This is a genomic window from Paraburkholderia sp. J12 (assembly GCF_905220215.1).
Taxonomy (GTDB): Bacteria; Pseudomonadota; Gammaproteobacteria; order Burkholderiales; family Burkholderiaceae; genus Paraburkholderia.
Window position 1 is genome coordinate 139,020 of the sequence record NZ_CAJMZC010000012.1, and the last position, 24,073, is coordinate 163,092.

23 protein-coding genes are annotated in these 24,073 nt (G+C 66.2%); 14 read left to right on the plus strand and 9 right to left on the minus strand.

What is annotated here, in order from left to right:
• Window positions 1-46 precede the first annotated feature (46 nt).
• The 3 genes from scpB to U5760_RS23590 are packed head-to-tail and all read right to left on the minus strand — an operon-like array spanning window position 47 to window position 3,471.
• On the minus strand, window positions 47-841 hold the full coding sequence (scpB, locus tag U5760_RS23580; RefSeq protein WP_415914165.1) for a methylmalonyl-CoA decarboxylase: 795 nt from the start codon (window positions 839-841) through the stop codon (window positions 47-49).
• Window positions 841-2,088, minus strand: a complete 1,248-nt coding sequence (locus U5760_RS23585) for a CaiB/BaiF CoA-transferase family protein (RefSeq protein WP_322014708.1) — start codon at window positions 2,086-2,088, stop codon at window positions 841-843. Before U5760_RS23585 ends, scpB begins: the two co-directional genes overlap by 1 nt.
• A 42-nt stretch (window positions 2,089-2,130) precedes the next feature.
• Window positions 2,131-3,471, minus strand: coding sequence for an MFS transporter (locus tag U5760_RS23590; RefSeq protein ID WP_322014709.1), 1,341 nt, complete (start codon window positions 3,469-3,471; stop codon window positions 2,131-2,133).
• 154 nt (window positions 3,472-3,625) lie between these two features.
• Here U5760_RS23590 and U5760_RS23595 point away from each other — a divergent pair, with 154 nt between their 5' ends.
• Entirely contained in the window at window positions 3,626-4,546 is a 921-nt protein-coding gene (locus U5760_RS23595) for a LysR substrate-binding domain-containing protein (RefSeq protein WP_322014710.1), read from the plus strand.
• A 94-nt stretch (window positions 4,547-4,640) separates the two neighbouring features.
• On the opposite strand, the gene U5760_RS23600 is transcribed toward U5760_RS23595, so the two are convergent.
• Both U5760_RS23600 and U5760_RS23605 read right to left on the minus strand, forming a co-directional pair.
• Entirely contained in the window at window positions 4,641-5,468 is an 828-nt protein-coding gene (locus U5760_RS23600; protein ID WP_322014711.1) for an NAD(P)-dependent oxidoreductase, read from the minus strand.
• A 62-nt stretch (window positions 5,469-5,530) separates the two neighbouring features.
• Entirely contained in the window at window positions 5,531-6,835 is a 1,305-nt protein-coding gene (locus U5760_RS23605; protein WP_415914166.1) for an MFS transporter, read from the minus strand.
• Between the two features lie 452 nt (window positions 6,836-7,287).
• Here U5760_RS23605 and U5760_RS23610 point away from each other — a divergent pair, with 452 nt between their 5' ends.
• From U5760_RS23610 to U5760_RS23625, 4 genes are all read left to right on the plus strand, one after another.
• On the plus strand, window positions 7,288-8,025 hold the full coding sequence (locus tag U5760_RS23610; RefSeq protein ID WP_322014712.1) for a ribonuclease activity regulator RraA: 738 nt from the start codon (window positions 7,288-7,290) through the stop codon (window positions 8,023-8,025).
• A gap of 19 nt (window positions 8,026-8,044) precedes the next feature.
• Window positions 8,045-8,983 carry an SMP-30/gluconolactonase/LRE family protein gene (locus tag U5760_RS23615; protein WP_322014816.1) on the plus strand — a complete coding sequence of 313 codons (939 nt, stop codon included), beginning with the start codon at window positions 8,045-8,047 and terminating at the stop codon, window positions 8,981-8,983.
• Between the two features lie 134 nt (window positions 8,984-9,117).
• The gene (locus U5760_RS23620; RefSeq protein ID WP_322014713.1) at window positions 9,118-9,807 is read left to right on the plus strand and encodes a FadR/GntR family transcriptional regulator; all 690 of its coding nucleotides are present in this window, start codon (window positions 9,118-9,120) and stop codon (window positions 9,805-9,807) included.
• An 85-nt stretch (window positions 9,808-9,892) separates the two neighbouring features.
• Window positions 9,893-10,945: an alpha/beta hydrolase gene (locus U5760_RS23625; RefSeq protein ID WP_322014714.1), complete on the plus strand. Its 1,053-nt coding sequence runs from the start codon at window positions 9,893-9,895 to the stop codon at window positions 10,943-10,945.
• 127 nt (window positions 10,946-11,072) lie between these two features.
• Here the strand turns inward: U5760_RS23625 and U5760_RS23630 are convergent, their stop codons facing one another.
• Window positions 11,073-11,633 (minus strand): phasin family protein, encoded by a 561-nt coding sequence (locus U5760_RS23630; protein WP_322014715.1) that lies wholly within the window; start codon window positions 11,631-11,633, stop codon window positions 11,073-11,075.
• Here U5760_RS23630 and U5760_RS23635 point away from each other — a divergent pair.
• Complete coding sequence (locus tag U5760_RS23635; RefSeq protein WP_322014716.1) at window positions 11,632-11,847, plus strand: hypothetical protein; 216 nt, start codon at window positions 11,632-11,634, stop codon at window positions 11,845-11,847. The genes U5760_RS23630 and U5760_RS23635 overlap by 2 nt on opposite strands.
• A 208-nt stretch (window positions 11,848-12,055) precedes the next feature.
• Here U5760_RS23635 and U5760_RS23640 read toward each other — a convergent pair whose 3' ends face one another.
• Together U5760_RS23640 and U5760_RS23645 are read right to left on the minus strand one after the other, a co-directional pair.
• Window positions 12,056-12,364, minus strand: coding sequence for a hypothetical protein (locus U5760_RS23640; RefSeq protein WP_322014717.1), 309 nt, complete (start codon window positions 12,362-12,364; stop codon window positions 12,056-12,058).
• 70 nt (window positions 12,365-12,434) lie between these two features.
• Entirely contained in the window at window positions 12,435-13,487 is a 1,053-nt protein-coding gene (locus U5760_RS23645; protein WP_415914169.1) for an alpha/beta fold hydrolase, read from the minus strand.
• Window positions 13,488-13,903: 416 nt separating this feature from the next.
• On the opposite strand from U5760_RS23645, the gene U5760_RS23650 reads away from it, so the two are divergent.
• The 3 genes from U5760_RS23650 to U5760_RS23660 all read left to right on the plus strand — a co-directional run bounded on the left by U5760_RS23650 (window position 13,904) and on the right by U5760_RS23660 (window position 16,324).
• On the plus strand, window positions 13,904-14,521 hold the full coding sequence (locus U5760_RS23650) for a cytochrome b (RefSeq protein WP_322014719.1): 618 nt from the start codon (window positions 13,904-13,906) through the stop codon (window positions 14,519-14,521).
• 36 nt (window positions 14,522-14,557) lie between these two features.
• Window positions 14,558-16,036 carry a glycosyltransferase gene (locus U5760_RS23655; RefSeq protein ID WP_322014720.1) on the plus strand — a complete coding sequence of 493 codons (1,479 nt, stop codon included), beginning with the start codon at window positions 14,558-14,560 and terminating at the stop codon, window positions 16,034-16,036.
• Between the two features lie 126 nt (window positions 16,037-16,162).
• The gene (locus U5760_RS23660; RefSeq protein WP_322014721.1) at window positions 16,163-16,324 is read left to right on the plus strand and encodes a hypothetical protein; all 162 of its coding nucleotides are present in this window, start codon (window positions 16,163-16,165) and stop codon (window positions 16,322-16,324) included.
• An 80-nt stretch (window positions 16,325-16,404) separates the two neighbouring features.
• Here U5760_RS23660 and U5760_RS23665 read toward each other — a convergent pair whose 3' ends face one another.
• Window positions 16,405-16,998: a DUF2459 domain-containing protein gene (locus U5760_RS23665; protein ID WP_322014722.1), complete on the minus strand. Its 594-nt coding sequence runs from the start codon at window positions 16,996-16,998 to the stop codon at window positions 16,405-16,407.
• Between the two features lie 404 nt (window positions 16,999-17,402).
• Between U5760_RS23665 and U5760_RS23670 the strand changes: the two genes are divergently transcribed.
• From U5760_RS23670 to U5760_RS23690, 5 genes are all read left to right on the plus strand, one after another.
• Window positions 17,403-18,809 carry a circularly permuted type 2 ATP-grasp protein gene (locus tag U5760_RS23670; RefSeq protein ID WP_322014723.1) on the plus strand — a complete coding sequence of 469 codons (1,407 nt, stop codon included), beginning with the start codon at window positions 17,403-17,405 and terminating at the stop codon, window positions 18,807-18,809.
• A gap of 37 nt (window positions 18,810-18,846) precedes the next feature.
• Window positions 18,847-19,800, plus strand: coding sequence for an alpha-E domain-containing protein (locus tag U5760_RS23675; protein WP_322014724.1), 954 nt, complete (start codon window positions 18,847-18,849; stop codon window positions 19,798-19,800).
• Window positions 19,801-19,902: 102 nt separating this feature from the next.
• Complete coding sequence (locus tag U5760_RS23680) at window positions 19,903-20,703, plus strand: transglutaminase family protein (protein WP_322014725.1); 801 nt, start codon at window positions 19,903-19,905, stop codon at window positions 20,701-20,703.
• A 98-nt stretch (window positions 20,704-20,801) separates the two neighbouring features.
• Window positions 20,802-21,689 carry a proteasome-type protease gene (locus tag U5760_RS23685; protein ID WP_322014726.1) on the plus strand — a complete coding sequence of 296 codons (888 nt, stop codon included), beginning with the start codon at window positions 20,802-20,804 and terminating at the stop codon, window positions 21,687-21,689.
• Window positions 21,690-21,867: 178 nt separating this feature from the next.
• The gene (locus U5760_RS23690) at window positions 21,868-23,589 is read left to right on the plus strand and encodes an acid phosphatase (protein WP_322014727.1); all 1,722 of its coding nucleotides are present in this window, start codon (window positions 21,868-21,870) and stop codon (window positions 23,587-23,589) included.
• Window positions 23,590-24,073: the final 484 nt, after the last annotated feature.

Consider the following 24,073-nt stretch of genomic DNA (forward strand, 5'->3'; position numbering starts at 1 on the left):
TGGCGCGCTTGTCGGCCGTGGGGTCGCGATTTCAGCGGCCGTTGTTTCAGCGCCCCTCGAAGCGCGCCGTCCTGCGTTGCGCAAAGGCGTCGAGCCCCTCCTGCATGTCGGCGCTTTCGCAGGCTATGCGGCGCAGTTCTGCAATCCGCTCCATGGCGTCGACGGGCATCGGTTGCAGGTCTTCCAGAATGCGCAATTGCTCCTTCACCGCCTGGATCGCGAGCGGGGCTCTCGCGGCGATGCCGCGCGCCATCTCCAGCGCGGTTGCGCGCAGCGCTTCGCGCTCCACGAGCCGGTTGATTACGCCGAAGCGCTCGGCCTGTGCGGCATCCAGGGGGCGCGCGCAGAAGAACATGTCCTTGAGCACGTGAATCGGCACGTTGTTGAAGAAGCGCAGCAAGCCACTCGTCGTGTACGGCAGGCCGATGTTCGCGGGCGTCATCGTGAAGCGCGCGCTCGCGTCGGCGACGATCAGGTCGCAACTCATCGCCAGATCGACCGCGCCGCCCCACACCGTGCCGGACACCATCGCAATCACCACGCCCGGATAGCTGCGCACCCGGCGCAGCGCCTGTTCGAGCGGCTTGCCCCACGCGAGCGGATCGCGGTCTTCGGCCAGTTCGCCCAGGTCGTGCCCCGCGCTCCAGACGTCTTCGCCGACGCCGCTGCCGAGCACCACGACCGGCACGCGCTGTTCGGCCAGCGCGGCGAGATGCGCATCCAGCGCATGGAGCAGTCCGGCGCTGAGCGCGTGCCGCCGCGAGGGATTGCGAAACACCACGTTCGCGATGCGTTCGTCGATCAGCTCGACGTTCACGCTGACTGGTTCGGCTGCATTCATCATGCGACTCCCGCTTCGGTGGCCGGTACCGGCATGGCCGGCGCCTGATGGACGACGCCGGCGGCGAGCAGCGCGTCGAGTTTCGCATCGTCGAAACCGGCTTCGCGCAGCACGTCGAGGCTATGCTCGCCCAGTGTCGGCGGTGCGTGGCGGCTCGCCTCGCGCGCGGCCGGCCCGCCTTGCGATGCTACGCCGAACACGGGCGTCGGGATCTGGCGCAGCGCGCCCAGCGTCGCGTGGTCCACGGTTTCCACCAGCCTGCTGTGCTGCACCTGCGCGTCCGCGAACACTTCGTCGAGCGTGTGGATGGGACCCGCGGGCAGGCCCGCGTTCACGAACAGCTCGGTCCATTCGCGTTTGCCCCGTGTTTTCAGGCGTGTTTCGAGCAGGGCCTTGAGCGCTTCGCGATTCGCCACGCGCGTTTCGTTGGTCGAGAAACGCGGATCGGCGGGCAGATGCGGCAGATCCAGCAACTGGCACAAACGCAGCCACATGTCGGTCGTGATCGGCGCGATGTTGAGCGGGCCGTCCGCCGTTTCGAACACGCCGTACGGCGCGATGACCGAGTGCGCGTTGCCGGTGCGCCGCGGTACGTCGCCGAGACTCAGGTAGCGCTGTCCGTGCACGCTCAGGAGACCTACGAGGCTCGCGAGCAGCGAGGTGCTCACGTGCTGGCCGCGTCCCGTGCGCTCGCGCTCGTAGAGTGCCGAAAGGATCGCCATGGCGAGCCACATGCCGGCGCTCAGGTCGCCGATGGCGGTGCCGGTGCGCGTGGGCTCGCCGTCGGCGAAGCCGGTCAGGCTCATCATGCCCGAGTAGCCTTGGGCGATCTGGTCGAAGCCCGGCCAGTCGGCGAGCGGGCCGCTATCGCCGAACGCGTTGATGCTGCCCATCACGAGGCGCGGGTTGCGCGCGGCGAGCGCTTCGTAGCCCAGCCCCATGTTCTCGACCGTGCCGGGCTTGAAGTTTTCGATCACGACATCGGCGCCGTCGATCAGCGTGCGCACGGCGTCGAGGCCGCGCGGGTCGCGCAGATCGACGCACAGGCCTCGCTTGTTCCGGTTGCACGAGAGGTAGTACGTGCTGATGCCGCGATCGAACGGTCCCCATGCGCGGCTCATGTCGCCGTGCGGGCCGGCCTCGACCTTCACGACGTCGGCGCCGAGATCGGCGAGCACCATCGAGCAGAACGGCCCCGAGAGGGCGCGCGTCAGATCGACGACCTTGATTCCTTGTAACGATTGCATCCGGTATCTCCAGACGGATAGTGAGTGCGGTGAGCGGGCGCGTTACTCGGGCAGCGTGTCGTGCCGCGTTTCGACGGCGAACGGCAGGATCAGCATGCCGACGGCGAACGCGGCGGCCGTCCACGCCACGGGCACGCCCAGCGAGCCCTGCCAGTGGATCGCGGCTGCTAGCAGGAAGTTGACGCCCGCGCCGATGAAGCGGCCCACCGAGGCATTGAACGCGAAGGCGGTGGCGCGCACGCGGGTGGGATACTGCTCGGGCAGCCAGAGCGAGAAGATCGCGAAGTTGCCGCCGAAGAAGCCCAGCAGTGCGAGCGAGGCCATGAAGAGGTTGAGTCCGTTCGGCAGATAGAAGGCCCAGCCGAACGCGATGACGATGGCAGCGGCCATGCCCGCGAAATACACGCCCAGCGCTGCGCGCCGGCCGATGCGTTCCGCGAGCCACGGCGCGACGAGGCAGCCCGCGATGGTGGCGAGGGAAAGAATCGCCGCGCCGATCGAGGCGAGCCGCACGGCGCCTACGTGGTCGATGCCGGCACGCGTGGCGAGCGTGACGACGGCACTTGCTTCGTACACCGAACCGGCCCACAAGCCGACGATGGCGACGCCCACGAGCGCGGCGCTGGTAACGGTACGGCGCAGGAGCGCGCCCGTGAAAATGACGCGCAGAGGCGAGCGCTCGGCCACGAGCGGTGCATCGCCTGTCGCCGCGTTCGTCGGGCGATTGGCCGCCTTGCGCCACTGCCCGGGCTCCTTCACCTTGAGCACGGTGAAGATGGCGAGCAGCGCCGGAGCGAGGCCGCAGAGAAACATGGCGCGCCAGCCGTAAGTTGCGCCGATGGTGTAGTTGAGCCAGGCGGCCAGGAAAAAGCCGAGGTAGTAGCCCGTTTGCAGATAACCCGCGCCCATCTTGCGACGGTCTTCGGGCCAGCTTTCCGCGACGTAGGTGCCGGCAAGCGCCCATTCGCCGCCCACGCCGATGCCCGCGATGAGCCGGAAAGCCGCAAGTTCCCAGACGTTGTGCGCGAACGCGGCGGCGCCCGTGAATACGGAGTAGATGAGGATGCTGGCGGCGAGCGTGCGCACGCGTCCGAAGCGGTCGGCGAGCGGTCCCCAGATGAAGGAAAGCCCCCAGCCGATGAGGAAAAGAGCGAACAGGATCGAGCCGTACATGCCGAGGTTGCCGGATGTGGCGGCAATGCCCGAGTTGGGCAGGAGTTCGGTAAGCGCGGGCACCAGCACGAGCGCGTAGATCACGGAATCCACGCCGTCCAGCACCCAGCCGAGATAGACCGCCCAGAAGCCGCCGATCTGCTCGCGCGTGAGCGGCGTGCGGCGCGCCTTGATGCCGCCGGCGGACGCCGCGGCGATGGCTTTTTGCATCGTTGTCTCCTTTCGTGTGATGGCCCGGGCGAGAAGGGAAGCAGCAGGTCATCTGTTTTGTCAGCCGAGTATAGGGAGCGACGCAATCGCCGAAAAATATGATATTCCTCTAGAGTGAGCGTTTTTTCTTATGACGACGGGAGCGGGGAACAGGATGGATCTGCGGCAGCTGCGGTACTTCGTGAAGGTGGTCGAGTTCGGCAACGTCACGCGCGCGAGCGAGGTGCTGCACGTCGCGCAGCCGGCCGTGAGCCAGCAGATCCGCAACCTGGAAAGCGAGCTGGGGATGCAACTGCTCGAACGCAGCACGCAGGGCGTGGCGCCCACGGCCGCCGGCCAGACGCTTCATCGTCATGCGCTCGACCTGCTGCGCCAGGCCGACCGGACGCGCGACCTGCTGTTGCAGGACGCCGAGATGCCTCAGGGCAAGGTCTCGGTGGGCTTGCCGTCGAGCACCTCGCGCGTGCTCGCCATTCCGCTCGCACGCACGATACGCGACCGCTATCCGGGGATCGTGCTGGAGCTGATCGAGGTGCCCACGGCCGACCTCGCCGAACTGATCGGCAGCGGCCGGGTCGATCTCGCGGTGGTGGCGGACGCTGTTCAGACGCGCGGCGTGCACGCCGCGCCGCTGCTTTCCGAAGAGCTGTATCTGATCGCGTGGCCGGAGTTCGAATGGCCGGAGGAGCCGGTCAGCCTCGCCGCGCTCGCGCGCATGCCGATGATTCTGCCGAGTGCGCCGAACACCATACGCAGCCGTGTCGAATGGGCGCTGCGCGAAGCGGGGCTATCGTGCGAGATCCTGTTCGAGGCCAGTTCGACGGCGCTGCTGTTTGCCGCGGTGCTCGCGCGGCTTGGCGTGACGATCCTGCCGTGGACCGCTGCACACGTGGAGCTCGACGAGCACAAGCTCAAGCTCGCGCACGTCGATCACCGGCTTTTCAAGCGCGATCTTTCGCTATGCTGGCGCGATACGGCGCTCGTCAGCAACTCGGTGCAGAAAGTGAAGGGTGTGATGCTCGAATTGTTCGAGCGGCTGAGTCGCCGGCCCGAGTGGGGGGCGCCTTTGCGTTGAGCCGCTGTCGCTGCAAAAAGCAAAACCTCACGCTTCGGAGAACGTGAGGTTCATTGGCAGTGCGAATCGAGAGCTTGAGGGTATTCGGCGCCGGTCAGCCGCCGCGCTTGCCGCGCGCTTCAGGCGGCGTGTAGTCGATGCTCGCAAACCCGCCGCCCTGATAGCGCTGTCCCACGGCATCGAGCGGATTGGGTTGCTTCAGGATCTCTACGGCATAGTCTTCCGCATTCTGCTGCGCTCGGTAGCCGAGTCGTTCAGCGTCGTTGTCGGCGCCGCTCTGGATCCAGTAGCTGCGCGTGTTGTTCGAGACGCCCCACACCACCGCGAAGCCGATTTCCGGCACGTTGATCACACGTTCCACGAGCTGGAAGAAGTCCTCGTGGCCGAGCCACGTGCTCAAATGGCGAAACTCGGTGGGCTTTTCGAGGCAGCTGCCGATGCGCACGCACACCGTTTCGATGCCGTGCTTGTCCCAGTAGAGCCGCGCCAGCGATTCGCCCCACGCCTTCGAGAGACCGTAGAAACCGTCCGGCCGCAACGCGCAGTCGAGCGTGAGCTTTTCCTCCACCGGATACATGCCGATCGCGTGATTCGAGCTCGCGAACAGGATGCGCTGCACGCCGTGGCGGCGCGCGCCCTCGTAGACTTCCACCAGCCCGCGCAGGTTGTTCTCGATGATCTCGGGCAGCGGGCGCTCGACGCTCGTGCCGGCCAGGTGGATCAGCACGTCGACGCCTTCGAGCAGGCGGTCGACCACGGCGCGCTCGCGCAGGTCGCCGTGCATGACGTCTTCGCCGTCCACGATCGGCTCGAGCGGCTTCGAACCGGCGGCGGAGCGCAGATTCACGCCGCGCGCGAGGAGTTCGCGCCGCAGTACGGTGCCGAGCTGGCCGGCCGCGCCGGTCAATGCAACTTTCTTCACGGTGGGATTACCTCACATTAAAACGCCGAAAGCCGGCGCCCCGGAGGGCACCGGCCGAAAACTCAGGCCTTCACGCTGTGCGCATTTTGCAGCGCGGCGCCGGCCGTATCCGCTTTTTGCTGATCGGAAACCAGCCGCCACGCAACGATGGCGCCGACCACGTCGAACAGCATCAGGCAGACGAACAGCGGGTTGTAGCCGATGGTGCCGGCCAGCGCCCCGACGATCAGCGAGAAGATCGTGGCGCCCAGGTAGCCGAACATGCCCGAGAGACCCGTTGCCGTGCCCACCTCATGTTGCCCGAAAACGTCCGAGGCCAGCGTGAAGAGCGCGCCCGAGATGGTCTGGTGAGCGAAGGTGCCGACGCAGAAGAGCGCGATCGCGGCATAGGGGCTGGCGGCGAGGCCCACGCAGGCCGGTCCGATCATCAGGCAGGCGCCGGTCGTAATGACGAGCTTGCGCGAGGTGATGAGCGAGCAGCCGAACCAGCGCATGAAGAGCGGCGCCAGGTAGCCGCCGACCAGGCAGCCGAGGTCGGCGGCAAGGAACGGCATCCACGCGAAGAGCGCGATCTCCTTCAGGTTCATGTGGCGCACAGTGACCATGTAAAGCGGAATCCACGCGCCGAAGGTCTGCCATGCGGGTTCGGCCAGCATGCGCGGAATGCCGATGCCCCAGAAGCGGCGCTGCTTGAGCACGTCCTTCCACGAAGGCTTGCCGGCCGGCGAATGCTGGGCGGCCGACTGGCCCGCGCGGATATATTCGGCTTCCTCGGTGGAGAGCTTGGGATGCTGGTCGGGCGTCTTGAAGAACACGAGCCACAGGCCCACCCAGACGAGCGCCACGCCGCCCGTGAGCACGAACGCGAATTGCCAGTTGTACTTGAGAATGCACCAGACCACGAGCGGCGGCGCGAGCATCGCGCCGATCGAGGTGCCGGTGTTGAGCCAGCCCGTAGCGATCGAGCGCTCCTTCGCGGGGAACCACTGGCTGATGGCCTTCATGCCCGCCGGGAAGATCGCGGCTTCGCTCAAGCCCAGCATGCCGCGGAAGACCGCGAGGGTCGGCCAGCTGGTGGCGAGGCCGTGCAGCATGTTGGAGAGGGCCCAGCCGAGGGCGAAGATCGCGAAGCCGATCTTCACGCCCACCGAATCGAGCACGAAGCCGGCGATCGGCTGCGCAATCGCGTAGCAGGCCTGGAATGCCGTCACCACGTACGAGTACTGCTGCGTGGTCATGTGCATCGTCTGCGTGAGCGTGGGGGCCGCCACGGCGAGCGAGCTGCGCGCAAGGTAGTTGAAGATGGTGCCGATCATGATGAGGCCGATGATCCACCACCGGAGCCCCTTGATAGTCTTGCGTTGCACTGCGTGTCTCCTGTGTCGGCCTGGGGCTGCGGCGGTTGCCGTGCCGTGGCGGGGGCCGGGATGATTTGTGTGCCTGGCGTCGCTTGTAAAACCTCGATGGGGACGAGCGGCCTTGCCAGCTCTGTCATGTAAGACATCATTCTATTTATGCGAAAGTTGTAAAGCAAATATGTTGCGGTTGGGATTTGCCCTGGGTCGCCGGGGCGATGGTGGGCTCCGGCGCTTTCGGCGGCGTGGGCAAAAGGCGGCGTTAGGCTGGAACGGGCCTTCTGGCGAGGGGTTCGGGGTGTCCCGGGCTCGCCGGTCCGCGTCCACTGGTTGACAATCCACTTGTTGTATTACAACAATGCGGGCACGCCGCGCCTGAAGCCTCGATGCAGCCCGACGAAGTTCCGGCAGGCCGCCCTACCGCGCGATCCGGATCCGCGCCCTCCGACACTGGACGAGACACGATGAATTCACCCGCTCCCACCGTCAGCGAAACCGCTCTCGAACATCTGCGTCATGTCTCCAACGCGACGCTCACTACGCAGCTCTTCAAGCGCGGTCTGCGCAACGTATTTCTCCAGGGCGTGAGGCCACTGGTTGCGCCGGCACCCGGCTCGCCGAATCTGGTCGGCCCGGCCTTCACGATGCGCAACATTCCCGCGCGCGAAGACCTCGACCAGTTGAGCGCTTTCCAGAACCCCGAGCATCCGCAGCGCAAGGGCGTCGAAACGGTGCCGCCCGGCGCCGTGCTCGTGCAGGACTGCCGCGGCGAGCCTGCGGCGGCTTCGGTCGGCTCGATCCTCGCGACGCGCCTGAAGGTGCGCGGCGTGGCGGGCATGGTTTCGGACGGCCCGGTGCGCGACAGCGCGACCCTCGCCGCGCTCGGGCTGCCCATCTTCTGCGCGGGCGCATCGGCGCCGCTCAATCTCACGAAGCACCACACCGTCGATCTGAACGTGCCGATCGGATGCGGCGGCGTGGCCGTGTACCCGGGCGACATCATCGTGGGCGACGCCGATGGCGTGGTGGTCGTGCCGCGGCATCTGGCCGAGGAGGTGGCGCAGGCCGCGTGGGAGCAGGAGGCGCTCGAACGCTTCATCACGTCGCGCGTCGAAGCCGGGGCGCCGCTGGCCGGCACCTATCCGCCCAACGAGGCGACCCTGGCCGCCTTCGCCGAATGGCAGAAGACGCAGCGTGGCTGAGCGCGGCGGGGACGATACGATGACGCTCGAAACGGCGCGCGTGCCGGTGCGGCCGCTGGAGGCGCAGGCGGCGCGGCGCTCGTCGGTAGGCGAGTGTCCGGTCTGGCGCGCGCAGGAAAACGCGCTGTACTGGGAGGACATCCCGGCGCAAACGCTGGTGCGCTACGCGCTCGCCACCGGCCGGCGCACGGAATGGCGCCTGCCGGAGCGCATCGGCTGCTACGCCTTTGCGCGCGAGGGCAAGGTGCTGGCCGCGCTGGAGACCGGTCTCTTCGCACTCACGCTGCACGAACCGGCCGTGAGCGATGCGGGCGTTGCGCAAGCGCCGGTCGACGTGCGTCGCCTCGCAACCGTGGCGCACGAGGCGCAGCGCATGCGCTTCAACGACGGCCGCTGCGACCGTCAGGGCCGCTTCTGGGCCGGGACGATGGTGCAGGACGCGAGCGTCCCGCGTCCGGCGGGCAAGCTCTATCGCTACACGGCGGGGAACGGTTTATCCGCGCCGGTGGTGGAGGGCCTGTACACGCAGAATGGCCTCGCGTGGTCGCCGGACGGCCGCACGATGTATCTCTCGGATTCGCACGCGTCGAGCCGGCTGATCTGGGCATTCGACTACGACCTCGACGAAGGCCTGCCGACGCAGCGTCGCGTATTCGCCGACCTGCACGACTACGCGGGGCGGCCGGACGGCGCGGCAGTCGATGCCGACGGCTGCTACTGGATCTGCGCGAACGACGCGGGTCTGCTCTTGCGCTTCACACCCGGGGGCAAGCTCGACCGCCGGGTGACGGTGCCGGTGTCGAAGCCTTCGATGTGCGCCTTCGGCGGCCCGGCGCTCGACATGCTGTTCGTGACGACGATTTGCCCGCCCCAGGTGGGCGACGGGGATGGGCTCGTGTTCGTGCTCGAGACCGGCGTGCGCGGGTTGCCCGAGCCTGAGTTCGACGGCACGCTCTGAGCACCGCGCGCGCTTCCATTCGCTTCCGTGTTCGGTCCTGCTTTCGTTGCGCGCCGGCCCCAAACCGGCGTGCCCGCACATCCTATGACTTACAATTGACGACACCCCTGACAACTCTGAACGCACGTCCGAACATGGCTGAGCAGAAAGCGCCGAACATGCCGGCGCGGATTTACAGCGACATCCTCAACCGCATCATCGAGGGCGAATACAAGGAAGGGGAGCGCCTGCCCACCGAGCACATGCTCGCGGAGCGTTTCGCCACCTCGCGGCCGACGGTGCGCGAGGCGCTTGCCCAACTGCGCGCGGACGGCATCATCGCCACGCGCCACGGTTCGGGCACCACGGTGATGCGGCGGCCCGACCCGGACGTGCGCCGTTTCGCGCCGCTCGAAAGCTTGTCGGACATCCGCCGCTGCTACGAGTACCGCGTGGTGGTGGAAGCGGGCGCCGCGGCGCTCGCGGCGCAAAAGGCCGACGACGCCGACATCGAGGCCATCCAGCGCGAGTGGGACAACCTCCAGACCATCATCGAGACCTCGGGCATCGGCGCGAAGGACGACTTCGCCTTTCACCTCGCCGTCGCCCGCGCTTCGAAGAACCCGTTTTTCATCACCGCGCTCTCGGGCATCCAGGAGCAGATGGTGTTCAGCATGAACCTCTCGCGCAACCTCTCGCTCGTGAAGTCGATCGAGCGGCAGCGCATCGTTCAGCAGGAGCACCTCGAAGTGCTCGAAGCCGTGCGCGCGCGCGATCCCGAACGGGCGTCGCGAGCGATGCGCGAGCACCTCGAACACGCCGTCAGCCGCATGTTCGGATCCTGACCGCGTCCGTCGTCGATCTCTTTCGCGCCGCGCGGCGTGCCGGCACCCAGACGTTCAGTTTGTCCTTTCACGAGGAGCGGTACCGATGCGTTCGAAGCTTCTGCGCGCTCTGGCGCTGGCCGCGGCACTGACCGTGCAACCGGCGCTCGCGTACTCTGCCGGCACGTCGCCGCTGCACGCCGTCAAGACGATTGCCGACGCGCGCTTGCCCGTCGATACGCCGCAGGGCCACGCCGAATTTCCGCTCTATGTGAGTGCGGACTGGAGCGTGCCGCAGCCGCGCGTGGAGCGTGCCGTCATCGTGATGCATGGGCGCCTGCGCAACGCGGATGTCTATTACGCCTCGCTCGAACGCGCGCGTGCCGCGGCAGGCGTCGATCCGGCGACCACGCTGCTGATCGCGCCGCAATTTCTCGCCACCGTCGATACGAACGCGTTCGGCTCGCCCGCCGATCTGCTGCGCTGGCGCGGCGATGCATGGATGGGCGGCGAACCGGCAGCCGGTGCGGTGCCGGTGAGTTCCTATGCCGTGCTCGACAAGATCGTCGAACGGCTTTCGGACCGGCATCTTTTCCCGGCGCTGAAGTCGGTGGTGTTCGCGGGCCACTCGGGCGGCGGCCAGTTCGTGCAGCGTTATGCCGAGGCCTCGCACGCGGGCGACGCGCTGCGTGCCGCGGGCATCGACGTGCGCTACCTCGTGGCCAATCCTTCTTCCTACGCCTATTTCGACGCGTTGCGTCCCGACGCAAGCGGCGCGCCGGCGCCGTTCGACGCGGCGCAGTGTCCGGGCTTCAACGACTGGAAGTACGGCATGCAGGCGCGCCCCGCGTTCATGCAGGACCGTACGCCCAAGCAGATTGAGTCGGACTACGTGAAGCGGCACATCGTTTATCTGATCGGCGGCAACGACACCAACCCGCAACAGTCGGCGCTCGACAAAAGCTGCGAGGCGCAAGCGCAGGGACCGCAACGCATGGCGCGGGCGCAGGGATTTTTCCGCTACCTGCAAAGCAGGCACCCCGAGGGATTGAATCAGGCCATGGACATCGTGCCTGGCGTGGGCCATGACGGCGCGCGCATGCTCACTTCAACGTGCGCACTGGCGACGATGTTCGATGTGGGGAGCTGCGCGAACTGAGATCCGGCGCGCGTGGGGAGAGGGTCAGAAAGCGCAATGGGCCGGACCCGCTTGCGCGAGACCGGCCCATTTCGACGACAGCCGGTGATCGAGGCTGATCGCCGGCTGGCTATGCTGCTTTGGTGACTTACGCCGTCTGCCTGGCAGCGCGCGTTGCTTGCGCCGTTGCCTTCGAAGCGGCCTTGCCGGCTGCCTGGAAGTTGCTTTCGGCGATATCGACAGCCTGCTTGGCCGCCTTGTTCACCGTTTCATAAGCCGTGTTCGCAGCGTTGATGGCCGACTTGAGCGCGGCGACGGCGCTTTCCGAACCTGCCGGTGCGTTCTTCGCGGCGTTTTCCACGAACGTCTGCACGGCCTCTTGCTGCTGCGCGAAGTGGGTTTCGGCAGCGCGCGTGAATTCCGATTGAGCGGCCGACACGATGTCGTACACGCTGCGGCCGTAAGCGAGCGCCTTTTCGGCGGCGGGCTGGGCGAAACCGGCTTGCAGCGCGAAGAAGCCTTGCGGGTCCTTGGCGCCGAGTGCGGCTTCGGCGTGTTCCTGGCCTTGTGCGAAAGCTTCGCGAGCCGTCTTCAGGTTCAGTTCTGCAAGCTTGATGGCGCCTTCGAAGGCCTTGTTCGTGAGGCCGAAAAGGGCCTCGAAACCGGCTTTCTGGTTGGCGGCGAATTGTTCGGGAGTCGGCAGAGTCATGTCTTCGTTCCTGATGGGGAACCGGTTTGTCCGGTTCCGTTTGGAAAATGAGAAAACTTTCGTATCGATCACCGTCTCGCGGGTTTGTGCGTTGCAGCAATCTGGTTCAATCATAACGCACCAAAATGGCGTGTCAAGAGAAATTTGTGCATCGCAACATTTGTGCAATCGATTGATTCGTATGGAAAATGCACCGCGCATCGGCGGCGGGTGATAGTGGCCCGAAAATTGGGCATGAGCGTATCGGAAACGGGCTACGCGCCGCCGGTTTAGGGGCCGGGGTTGTGGCGCCGACTTTCACCGGCGCATCGAGGAAAAACGAGTGGCGCGAAAGGCCGGAGACGGCCGCGACGAAGTCGGCGGGCAGGCCGTCACGAAAGGCGGGCCGGAGTGGCGCGAAGGCGCGTCTCCGGCCGTTTTGCTTAAACGTTGCGCGCGCTACGAACCTTGCCGAAGTGCAGCGCGAGATACACGCCGATCACGAAGGCGCCGGCCAGCGCCGTGAGCAGGTCGGCATTCAGCGTGAGCGCGAGCGGATGCTGCCCGAGCAGGGCCAGCGCGGCGAGCAGGTTGACGAAGCCCCACAGGAAATTGACGAGCGGCGAGGAGTCGCCCACGCCGCGAGGCTTCGCGAACGGACTGGGGAACGGCTGGCCGAGCAGTCCGCTGACGAGGTGCGGCACGCTGTTGCAAAGGAGCATGCCGAGGAAGAAGAGAGCGACGTAGTGCATGGGGACCGTGAGAGGGAGAGGGCGCCGGCTTCGCGCGACACGCGAGGATAGCGCCCTTCCCATGCCGCGGCTAGGGGCGCCCGGTGCGGCTCAACAGATCGGCCAGATACGCTTTCCATACTTCGGGATGGGCGAGCGTCTGGTGCCCGTACGACTGCGCGCTCTCGGGAATCTCGACGTAGCGTCCGTGCGGCACCTTCGCCACGAGTTGCTGCATCACGCCGAGGTCGGTGGCGTTGATGAGGTCGTCGGCGAAATTCACGGCGAAGAGCGGCGCTTCGATCTGCGCAAGCTGCGGCGCAGGATCGTAGTCCCATGACGACTCGAACCAGTAGAGGACGTCGTTCGCGTCGGACTTCGCGGCGTCTTCGACGAGGCTGTCGTAAAGGCGGGTGGCAGACGCGCGGTCCGGCGCCTGCGCCTGCAGCCGTGCCGCATTGCCGGTCATGATCGCGAACACGGGCATCACGCGGGTCCATTGCGTGGGCTCCTCCGTATAGTCGCCGCCGTGCCAGCCGGGGTCGTTGCGGATCGCGCCCGTCACCATCTGGCGCCACAGCCAGTTGCGGCCCGCCATCGGGATCGGCTGGCTCGCGACGGGCATGAGCGCGTCGGCCATCGCGGGATAGCGTTCGCCCCACATCCACGTTTGCATGCCGCCCATCGAGGTGCCCAGCACGAGCCTCAGGTGGTCGATGCCGAGCCCTTCCACGAGCATCCGGTGGTGCGCCTCGACCACGTCGCCGTAGCCATAGTGCGGAAAGCGCGCGTGCAGGCCGTCGCTCGGTTTCGTCGAGCCGCCCCGGCCCAGGCCGTCCGGCATCACGATGAAGTAGCGGCGCGCATCGAGCGGCGCGCCGGGCGCGAAGAGTTCGCGTTGGTACGCCGGCGCGAGCCAGGCGCGGCCTGTGCCCGTCGTGCCGTGCAGCAGCAGCACGGCGTTGGTTGCGTGGCCCTGGGCGTCGCGCCGCAGGGTGCCGAGCGTCATGTAATGGATGCGGACCTCGGGCAGCGTGGAGCCGTCCGAGAAGCGGAAATCGCGAGCGACGAAGTCGCCGCTCACCGGCTGCGGCGCCGGGGCGTCCTGCGCGGCGCAAGCCGTGGCAACCAGTGCCGCGCACACGGCACCGGTCAGCGCGATCCGGGAGCGCGTGGAGAAGCCGGTCAGGGAGTTAATCAAAAAGTGAATCGAACAGAGGGTCACGGCCATGTCTCCTTTGATAATCTTCTTGCGTGCATTCTGGCGCATCGTATGCCGGGCGGCCGACAGGTTTTATTGCGCTTTATGGCAAATATCTCTGTCGCGGGAATTGGGTAATTTCATTTCCGCGGTTCGCGCAGTACCGCCCGGCGCGCATTTTGCGCGGGCCGACGTGCCGGATGCGGCCGCGTCCATCTGCAGCCGCTACCTCGAGGGCGCATAATGCGTTCATCGATGTTTTCGTCGATGTTCTCGTTGATGCGCGGCAGGGAATAAAACGCCCGTGTCGCCCGTTATCACCCACTGAACCGCTCATTTAACTGCTCCGGCAAGCCCACGTGAAAACTTCCCTGTCCGCTGAATCCGGTTTCGACGGCGCTGCCGGCGCCACGCAGAAATACACGCGTGTGGCCGTGCTGCTGCACTGGCTGATCGCGCTCCTGATCCTCGCGAACATCGCGCTCGGCCTGAGCGCGGCGTTGCTGCCCGACGGCACCTTCTCCGACGCCGGCATCCGCTTCGTGATCGACACGCACAAGTCGATCGGCATTACCGTGCTCTGCCTTGCGATCCTGCGCGTGCTGTGGCGCCTCACGCATCGGCCGCCGCCGCTGCCCGCGGAGTTCCCGGGCTGGGAGCGCGCCGCGGCCCACGTCGCCCATATCGCGCTCTACGTGCTGATCTTCGCGATGCCGCTCACCGGGTGGCTGCACGATTCGGCCTGGGTCGCCGCCGCTTCTCATCCCATGTATCTGTACGGGATCGTTCAGTGGCCGCGCATCGGCTTCATCGTGAACCTCGACCCGGCCACCAAGGAACAGTTGCACTCGCAGTTCGGCGCGCTGCATACCGCATGCAGCTACGCGCTTTACGGCGTGCTCGTGCTGCATGTGGCAGGCGTGCTCAAGCATCAATGGATCGATCGTCATTCGGTGCTGCGCCGGATGATGCCGTAGGTAAGGGAAGCACAGGAAGCACGGGAAGGGAAAGCCTTGAACAATATGCTTGAACAGGCGCTTGCGCGCACATCGCCGCGCATCGCGCCGCCGCCCACGCCGCTCGCGAGCATCGTGATCCACCTGGGTGTCATGGCGCTCTGGTTCGTGCTGTTTGCACGCGCGTTCTTTCTGCAAGGCGTGGTTGCGTGGTCAACGGGCATTGCCTATGTCGTCTACGACACGCTGCTGCTGCTGTTCGTCGCGTGGAAAGCGGCCGTGCTGCTCCGGCCGCCGGTTGCCGCCATGAGCCCCCCCGCGGCCGGCGACGGCCGGTTGCCCACGCTCGGCGTGATCGTGGCCGCGCACAACGAAGCGGCCGTGCTGCCCATTACGCTCGATGCCCTTTTCGCGCAGAGCTTGCCGCCGCAACAGATCGTGATTGCCGACGACGGCTCGACCGACGGCACGGCGGCCCTGCTCGTCGAACGCTACGGCCTCGCCGACCCGGGCGAAGGACAGTTGAGCGCGCCCTCCACGCAGTATCCGAACCTGCGCTGGCTGAAGCTGCCGCACGGCGGCAAGGCGCGCGCGCTGAACGTGGCGCTTCTCGCCATCGATACCGACACGCTGATGACCGTCGATGCCGATACGTTGCTCGAAGTAGATGCCTGCGCGGCCATGGCCCGCGCATTCGGCAGCGAGCGCGGGCTCGTGGCGGCGGCGGGCTTGCTCACGCCCGTGTGCAATACGTCGCTGTCCGGCCGCTTTTTCCAGTGGTTCCAGACCTACGAGTACATCCGCAACTTCATCTCGCGCTTCGCCTGGATGCGTGCGGACAGCCTGCTGCTCGTCTCGGGCGCCTTTGCGTGCTTCAGGCGCGACGCGGTGATGGCCGTGGGCGGCTTCGATCCGCGCTGTCTCGTGGAAGACTACGAACTGATTCACCGCCTGCGCCGCTACTCGGCCCGCGAGGGCCTCGGCTGGGACGTGCGCGTGATCGGCACGGCTCGCGCGCGCACCGACGCGCCGGGCACACTCACGAGCTTCCTGCGCCAGCGCCGCCGCTGGTTCGCGGGTTTCCTGCAGACGCAGTACTGGTATCGCGACATGACGGGCAACCGGCGCTACGGCAAGCTGGGACTGATGATGCTGCCGGTCAAGGCGTTCGATACGGTTCAGCCCATCTACGGGCTCACGGCCTTCGCGCTGCTGCTGGGGTTTCTGTTCGACGGGCGCTTCACGATCGTGCTGCCGGTGCTGGGCGTGATCGTCGGCAAGATCGTCATCGACCTCGCGTTCCATCTGTATTCGGTTCATCTGTACCGGAAATGGAGCGGCGACAGGGCGAGTTCGAGCTTCGGCATGGCGTTTCTCGCCGCGGTCTTCGAGCCGTTCTCGTTTCAGCTCATGCGTCATACGGGCGCGGCGATGGGCTGGCTGCATTTCCTGCTGGGCCGTCGCAAGTGGGGCGCCCAGGAACGCACGGGCCTGACTTCGCCGGGCAATGGCGAGCGGGCCGCACCGTCACGTTAATGTCGCAACGCGCCCGGGCGGCGCGCTCCATTCTTCTGACCTGAGCGGCATCCGGCTTGCTCCCCTGAAGGGATGCCGTCACGCAATTTACGTGGCGGCCGCTTCAGCCGATCCGGGAGAGAAGTCATGCAACGCTTGAGACTCATAGCCCTCGTTTTGCCGCTCACGCTGGCGGGTTGTCTATCGTTCAGCAGCAGCGACCCGAGCCCGCCGCAGCGAGAAACGGTGGTGGTGCCGCAGTCTTCTATTACCGTGCCGCCGGGCACGACCTGCACGACACCGTGTTGATTTTTCTGGCGAGGGAGTGACGGGCAGCGCCCGGATGGGTGCGCCCGCATCGACATGCATTAGCCAGAACCGGTAGGAGGCTAGGGGCCGGCGTCGGGCGCGCGTGCCACGGCAGCACGCGCTTCATCCATCAAATGTCCCGCAAATACGGTGTCCGCCACGCTCGCGAGACCCGCCGAGCGCAATGCACGCGCCGTCCAGGTATTGCAGGTGTGCAGCGCGTCGTAGGTCCCGGTCGCCGCGAAATAGAGACTGCCGGGATAGGGGCCATCTGCAAGACGCAGCGGGTCGTTCGCGCTGTCCGTCTCGATCGAATCGCGCAGGAAACGTTGCAGGCCATCGAGGCCCGCAGCCGACACCGGCGCCTCCATGACGTTTTCCTTACCAAACGCTGCTTCGGGTGCCGCGCGCAGCACGGTCATGAGAATTGCCGCGCGGCTCGGCAACAGCGCGCCGAGCATGGTGAGCGGATCGTGCTTGCGCTCGACCACGTACTGCCGTTCGCCGAAGCCGAAGCACAGTGTGGTCGCGCCGTCGAAGCCGTGCGCGAGTGCGAGCGTCCAGGCATCGGCGTCGCGGGTGCGCAGGCACACGTCCGTGTGCCAGTCCCGCTGCACGACGGCGATGGTGGTGTGCGGAACGCCTGTGCTTACGGTATCGATTGGTGCAGGCATCGGTGGATCGTCGGCGGCGCATGCGCTCAGGGCCAGCAGCGCGATCCAGACCATGCACCGGGCATACCGGCTACGCCGAGTCCTGGTGGTCGCGCTACGTTCGTGCATGAGAAGACCTTGTTCGCGGGCCGGCCGCTATACAGCATCGCGGGCAAGCGCAGGCATCGTGCCCACGTATTGCAGGGCCCACGCGCGGTTTGCACCAGATTGAGGCGGGCGTCGCGCGAATGTTCCGCCGCGCGCTGACGGGGCGCATAATCGTCATCGGCATTGCACCATTCATGCGCAGAATTCGTAGCCGGAGATGGCATATCACTTGCTTTTCAGGCATAACCGCAACACGACGTCGCAATTCATGTGACGAAACGTGAGTCGCGGCTGCCTATACGCGCGAGAACAAGCCGATGCAAGTCTATGACGAGATGCGCGAGGAGGGCGCGGCGCGCCCTCATTACGAGCGGTTCCAGCGCTGGCTGGACCGCCAGACTGGCGAGACGATGGCGCGCAAGCGCACGGAGGCGGACCTGCTGTTCAGGCGGGTCGGCATCACGTTCGCTGTCAATGGCGACCTGTCGGGCACCGAACGCCTCATTCCGTTCGACCTGATACCCCGCGTCATTCCCGCCGACGAGTGGAGCCTGCTGGAAGCCGGTTTACGCCAGCGGGTGCGGGCCCTCAACCTGTTCCTCCACGACGTCTATCACGATCGCAACATCGTACGGGCCGGCGTGATTCCGCCGGAGCAGGTCTATACGAATGCGCAGTACCGGCCCGAGATGCAGGGCATCGATCTGCCGCTCGGGATCTATGCGCACATCGCCGGTATCGACATCGTGCGTGACGGACGCGACGGCGCGTTCTACGTGCTCGAAGACAATCTGCGCGTGCCGTCCGGCGTCTCGTACATGCTCGAAAACCGCAAGATGATGATGCGGCTCTTTCCCGAGCTGTTCGTCCAGCACAAGGTCGCGCCCGTCGCGCACTATCCGGACCTGCTGCTCGACACGTTGCGCTCGGTGGCGCCCGACGGCGTGGACGATCCCGTGGTCGTGCTGCTCACGCCGGGCATGTACAACTCGGCGTACTTCGAGCACACCTTCCTCGCGCAGCAGATGGGCGTCGAACTCGTGGAGGGCAAAGACCTCTTCGTGGACGACAACTACGTTTTCATGCGCACGACCCAGGGGCCGCGCCGCGTGGACGTGATCTACCGGCGCGTGGACGACGACTTTCTCGACCCGCTCGCGTTTCGCGGCGATTCCGCGCTCGGCGTGCCGGGTTTGCTCACGGCGTATCGCGCGGGCCGCGTGGTGCTCGCGAACGCAATGGGCACGGGCGTGGCCGACGACAAGTCGATCTACCCCTACGTGCCCGACATGATCGCGTTCTACCTGGGCGAGAAGCCGATCCTCAACAACGTGCCGACGTGGCAATGCCGGCGCCCCGACGATCTCGCCTATACGCTCGCGCATCTGCCGGAGCTCGTCGTCAAGGAAGTGCACGGCGCGGGCGGCTACGGCATGCTCGTGGGACCGGCCTCCACGCGCGAGGAAATCGAGGCGTTTCGCGAGCAGCTCATCGCGCGCCCCAGCAATTACATTTCGCAACCCACGCTGTCGCTCTCGGCCTGTCCGACCTTTGTCGAAGCGGGCATTGCGCCGCGCCATATCGATCTGCGCCCATTCGTGCTGTCGGGCAAGAAGATCCAGATGGCGGCCGGGGGGCTTACGCGCGTTGCGCTGAAGGAGGGCTCGCTCGTCGTCAATTCTTCGCAGGGTGGTGGGACCAAAGATACCTGGGTGCTCGAATGATTTCACACGCGCAACCTCGACAAGCACAGGAGCGACCATGCTGAGCCGCACCGCCGATCACCTGTTCTGGATGGCCCGCTATATGGAGCGGGCCGAGAATACCGCGCGCATGCTCGATATCAACATGAGGGCGCTGCTGCTGCCGGGCAGTACGGACAGCGAGGCACGCACGCATCGCGCCGTACTGCGCATTTCCGAGCTCGAACCTGCCTTCGACGCGCGCCACGAAGAGATAACCAGCTCGAACGTGCTGCAGTTCCTCGTCGCCGATCCGACCAACCCTTCCAGTATCTATTCGTGCCTGCAGGCGGCGCGCGAGAATGCCCGCGCGGTGCGCGGCACGCTCACGACGGAATGGTGGGAGACCATCAACGAATCGTGGCTGCAGTTCGCCGAACGCCTGCGCGGCGACGAACTTGCTACGCACCCCGAAACGTTGTTCGAGTGGGTGAAGTTCCGCTCGCATCTCTCGCGCGGCGTGACGCTCGGTACGGCGCTGCAGGACGATGCGCTGTTCTTCACGCAACTGGGCACCTTCCTCGAACGCGCGGACAACACGGCGCGGATTCTCGACGTGCGCTTCGTGGAAGTGGACCAGGCCGATTCGCGCTCGGCGGCGCGGCAGCTCGAAGACTTTTACTACTGGACTTCGATTCTCAGTTCCGTCTCCGCGCTCGAGATCTATCGCAAGGTCTATCGCGACGTAGTGACGCCCGCGCGCGTAGTCGAGCTGCTGATCCTGAACCAGCAGATGCCGCGCTCGCTGCTGGCTTCCATCGACGGCGTCTGCGCGAACCTCGCCATGCTGCGCACGGATGCTTCGCGCGAAGTGGAGCGCACCGCGGGCAAGCTGCGCGCCGAACTGCTCTATGCCGACCTGCGGCAGATCTTTTCGGTTGGCGTGCATACGTTTCTCACGCAGTTCCTCGCACGCGTATACGAACTGGGCAACCAGGTCGCGCGCACTTACCTGATGATGCCGGTCGGATAGCGGCCCTTGCGCGCGCCTGGGCGTACTCGCGCGCATTTGTTCCCATGCATTTGCCCGGGGCCGGGCCGTTCCATCCACACAGCATCCAGAGGACTCTTCGTTATGCAACTCGCGATTCGCCACGACACCGTTTATCGCTACGAAGCGCCGGTGCACTACTCGATCCAGCAACTGCGGCTCTCGCCGCTCACCACACCCGCGCAGATCGTCACGCAGTGGCTCGTGGATGCGCCCGGCAAGCTCGACGCGGGCCGCGACGCCTACGGCAATGCGCTGATGACGCTCGTGCTGACCCGCCCGCACAAGGAAATCCGCCTGCGCGTGCGCGGCGAAGTGGAAACCGTGGCGCTGCCCGACGGGCGTTTGCCCGAGGGCGAGGGGCCGATACCGATGCAGCACTTCACCTCGCCGACCCGGCTGACCGAAGCCGATGCGGCACTGGCGGACTTCGCGCAGAGCCTGCGCTCGCTCGACGACGCGGCCGGCCTGCTCGACACGGCGGCGCGCGTGACCGAGCGCATCCGCTACGAAGCCGGCGTGACGGACGTGACCCACTCGGCCGCCGATGCGTTTGCTCTCGGCCGCGGCGTGTGCCAGGACCACGCGCACGTGATGCTCGCGCTGTGCCGGGCGCGCGGGGTGCCGGCGCGCTACGTGAGCGGCTATATCGATCCGGGCGACGTGCCGGAAATGGCGAGCCATGCGTGGGTGGACGTCTGGATCGACAACGGTTGGGTGACGGTCGACGTCACGCATGCCTGTTTCGCAAGCGAAAAATATTGCCGGATCGCGGTGGGGCGCGATTACGAGGCGGCGGCGCCGATACGCGGGCGGCGCGTAGGCGGCATGGGCGAAACCATGGACGTAAGCGTGGAGGTGAACGTGCAGGCGTCGCAACAATAGTTTTCCAGATTTAACATCGGAAACCCCTGGAAGGACGATAATGGCGCGACGTTTCGCATGGGAAACGAAAGCGCGCTGAGGCGGGGCGGAGGAGTCGCATGACGTATTGCGTAGGGATGGCGGTGGAGGAAGGGCTCGTGTTCCTCTCGGATACGCGCACGAACGCGGGGGTCGATCACATCAGCACGTCGCGCAAGATGACGGTGTTCGAGGATCCCGGCGAGCGGGTGCTGGTGCTGCTCGTGGCCGGCAATCTCGCGATCACGCAGGCCACGCTGCACGTGCTCACCGAGCCGCAGGACGGCGCGCGCCCCACGCTCTGGAATGCACCGACGATGGTCGAAGCCGCGCGCATCGTCGGCGAGGCGGTGCGCGAAGTGCATCGGCGCGACGCCGAAGCGCTCAAGAGTTTCAATATCGAATTCAACTGCAGCTTCATCCTGGGCGGCCAGCTGCGCGGCCAGCCGATGCGGCTGTTCCAGATCTACGCGGCCGGCAACTTCATCGAAACGTCGAGTGTCAATCCGTACTTCCAGATCGGCGAATCCAAATACGGCAAGCCGATCATCGACCGCGTGCTGACCCCGCATACGCCGCTCGACGAAGCGGCGAAGTGCGCGCTGATTTCGATGGATTCCACGCTGCGCTCGAATCTCTCGGTGGGGCTGCCGCTCGATCTGCTCGTCTATGAGTGCGATTCGCTGCGCGTCACGCGCTACGCCTCGCTCGACCAGTCGAACGATTACTTCGAGATGATTCACAACACCTGGGGCACGCGTTTGCGTCAGGTCTTCGGCGAGATTCCCGATCCGCAATGGACCGACGACGCCGGCGTGCCGCGCGGCGAACGCGCGAGCTTGCCGGCCGTGCCGCGGCCGCCGCTCGACGGCCACGTGCCGGAAATGCGGCCGGCCCAGACGCTCGCGCAGGCCCAGCCTCAGTCCGGTGCGCCAGGCACTGTGCCGCCCGCGGCGCGCGAACCCTGAGCGACGGCGCGCGCCATGCGTTCTGGCTGACGTATTCGCCAGCCAGTCGCCTCGAAAATTTCACACAAGCATCCTGCCCCCGGCCTGTCTCGGTGCGGGGGGACACGGTATGCTCCTCTCTCGTGAACCGCAGCGCGCCGCGAGCGATCCGTCCCGAGACGAGAAGGAGAGAGGCCCGATGAAGCAGAACGACACGCCGCCCGAGAATCCGAGCGAGGCCCCGGCCCTCGATGCGCAGTTCGACCTGGCGGGGCCTGCTGGTCCCGACGACCCCGCGCGCCGCCGCGTTCTCACCGGCATCGCCGCGGTGGGCGTGGGGCTCGCGCTCGGCGGCTGCCAGACCTCCGAACCGAACGCGGCAGGGGCGCCGCGCGGCGGCGCCGATGCGCGCGTCGATGCGGCGCTGCGCGATCAGGTGCGCCATATCGTCGTGATCTACGCGGAGAACCGCAGCTTCGTCAATCTGTACGGCGGCTTCCCCGGCGTGCAGTCTCCGCTGGCGAGCGTGAGTGCCGAGCGCTACACGCAGCTCGACCGCGACGGCAAGACACCGCTCACGCAGTTGCCGAAGATCTGGGGCGGGCTCGTGCCACAGGCGCAGGAACTCGACGGCAAGCGCTACATGATCGGCGAAAAGGCGATCGCCGGGCTGCCTAACCAGCCGTTTCGTATCGTGGACACGCAGGGCCAGCCGTTGCCGAACGGAATCATCACGCGCGATCTGATTCACCGTTTTTACCAGAACCAGATGCAGATCAATGCGGGCCGCAATGATCAGTTCGCGGCCTGGGGCGACTCGGGCGGCCTGGTGATGGGCTACTACGAGAACTCCGCGCAGACCCTGCGCCTCTGGGGACTCGCCCAGCAGTACACGCTGTGCGACAACTTCTTCATGGCGGCCTTCGGCGGGTCCTGGCTGAACCACATCTTCCTGATCTCGGGCGCGGCGCCGTATGTCGCCGATATCCAGAACGGTCCCGCGAAGAATCTCGTTTCCGTGGTGGAGGGCGACGATCCGCTCGGCACGCGCCTGAAACTGGCGCCGGACAGCCCGGCATCGGCGCTCGACGGGCCGCCGAAGTTCGTGCGCGACGGCCTCTTTACGCCCGACGGCTACGCGGTGAACACGATGGCGCCGCCGTATCAACCGAGCAGCGTGCGTCCTCCCGAGGACGGCAATCCGGCGCTCGCCGACCCTTCCGATCCGCGCGTGCTGCCGCCGCAGACGTTCGCCACGATCGGCGACCGGCTTTCGGCGAAGGGCATCGACTGGGCCTGGTATAGCGGCGCCTGGCAGTATGCGCTCGACCACCGCGACACCGGCGCGGTGCCCGATTTCCAGTACCACCATCAGCCGTTCAATTACTTCGCGAGCTTCGCGCCCGGCACGGCGGCCCGCGCTCGCCATCTGCGCGACGCGGGTCTCGGCGACGATCCGGCGACCAACCGCCTGCTTGCGGACATCGATGCGGGACGGCTCCCGGCCGTGACGTTCTACAAGCCGCAGGGCAACCTCAACATGCACGCCGGCTACGCGGACGTCGAATCGGGCGACCGTCACGTGGCTGCGGTGATCGAACACCTGCAGCGCAGTCCGGCATGGGCGAACACCGTGATCGTGATGACGCACGACGAGAACGGCGGCTGGTGGGATCCGGTCGCGCCGCCCATCGGCGACCGCTGGGGCCCGGGCTCGCGCGTGCCCGCGCTCGTGATCGCGCCGTTCGCGAAGAAGGGCTACGTCGATCGCACGATGTACGACACTACGTCGATCCTGCGCTTCATCACGCGTGTCCACGGATTGACGCCGCTCGATGCGGTGGCAGCCCGCGATCGCGCGTTCGTCGCGCGCGGGCAGACGCCGCCGGGCGATCTTACCGGCGCCCTGGATCTGGCCTGAGCACGGCGTGAAAGCCGCGGGTTGCCGATGGGAAACCCGCGGTGAGCTCCAGCGGAGCGGCGCCGGGTCAGCCAGTAAAGTTACCGTCCGATCAAGGAGTTGGAGCCGTTGCCGCGAGGTTATCAACAGGCTTATCCCAGAAATCTGTGGACAAGCCTCGTGCTGTCCGCACGCTGCGTCTTGTGCGGCATCGAGCGGAAACTCCTTTTGAGATCAGAGGGTTGACTGCGCTGTCCCGAACTTGCCCACAGGGCTCTCCACCGAAACTGTGGATAAATGGTCGTCGCTGCGTTTGCTTCACCGGACAATTTCTTTGTCCCGCAGTCTGAAATTGCTTCGCTCTACCAGGTAATTCGGCTAGCGCCGGGGCTTGGGCAACGTCTGTTAACGTCCTTCCGGCCTGCGCTGCTCCGCGCGTGACTGTGCCGAACAAAATCTTTTCCATCAACGACTTGGGTCGGCTGTCCAGGCGTTACCCACAGGG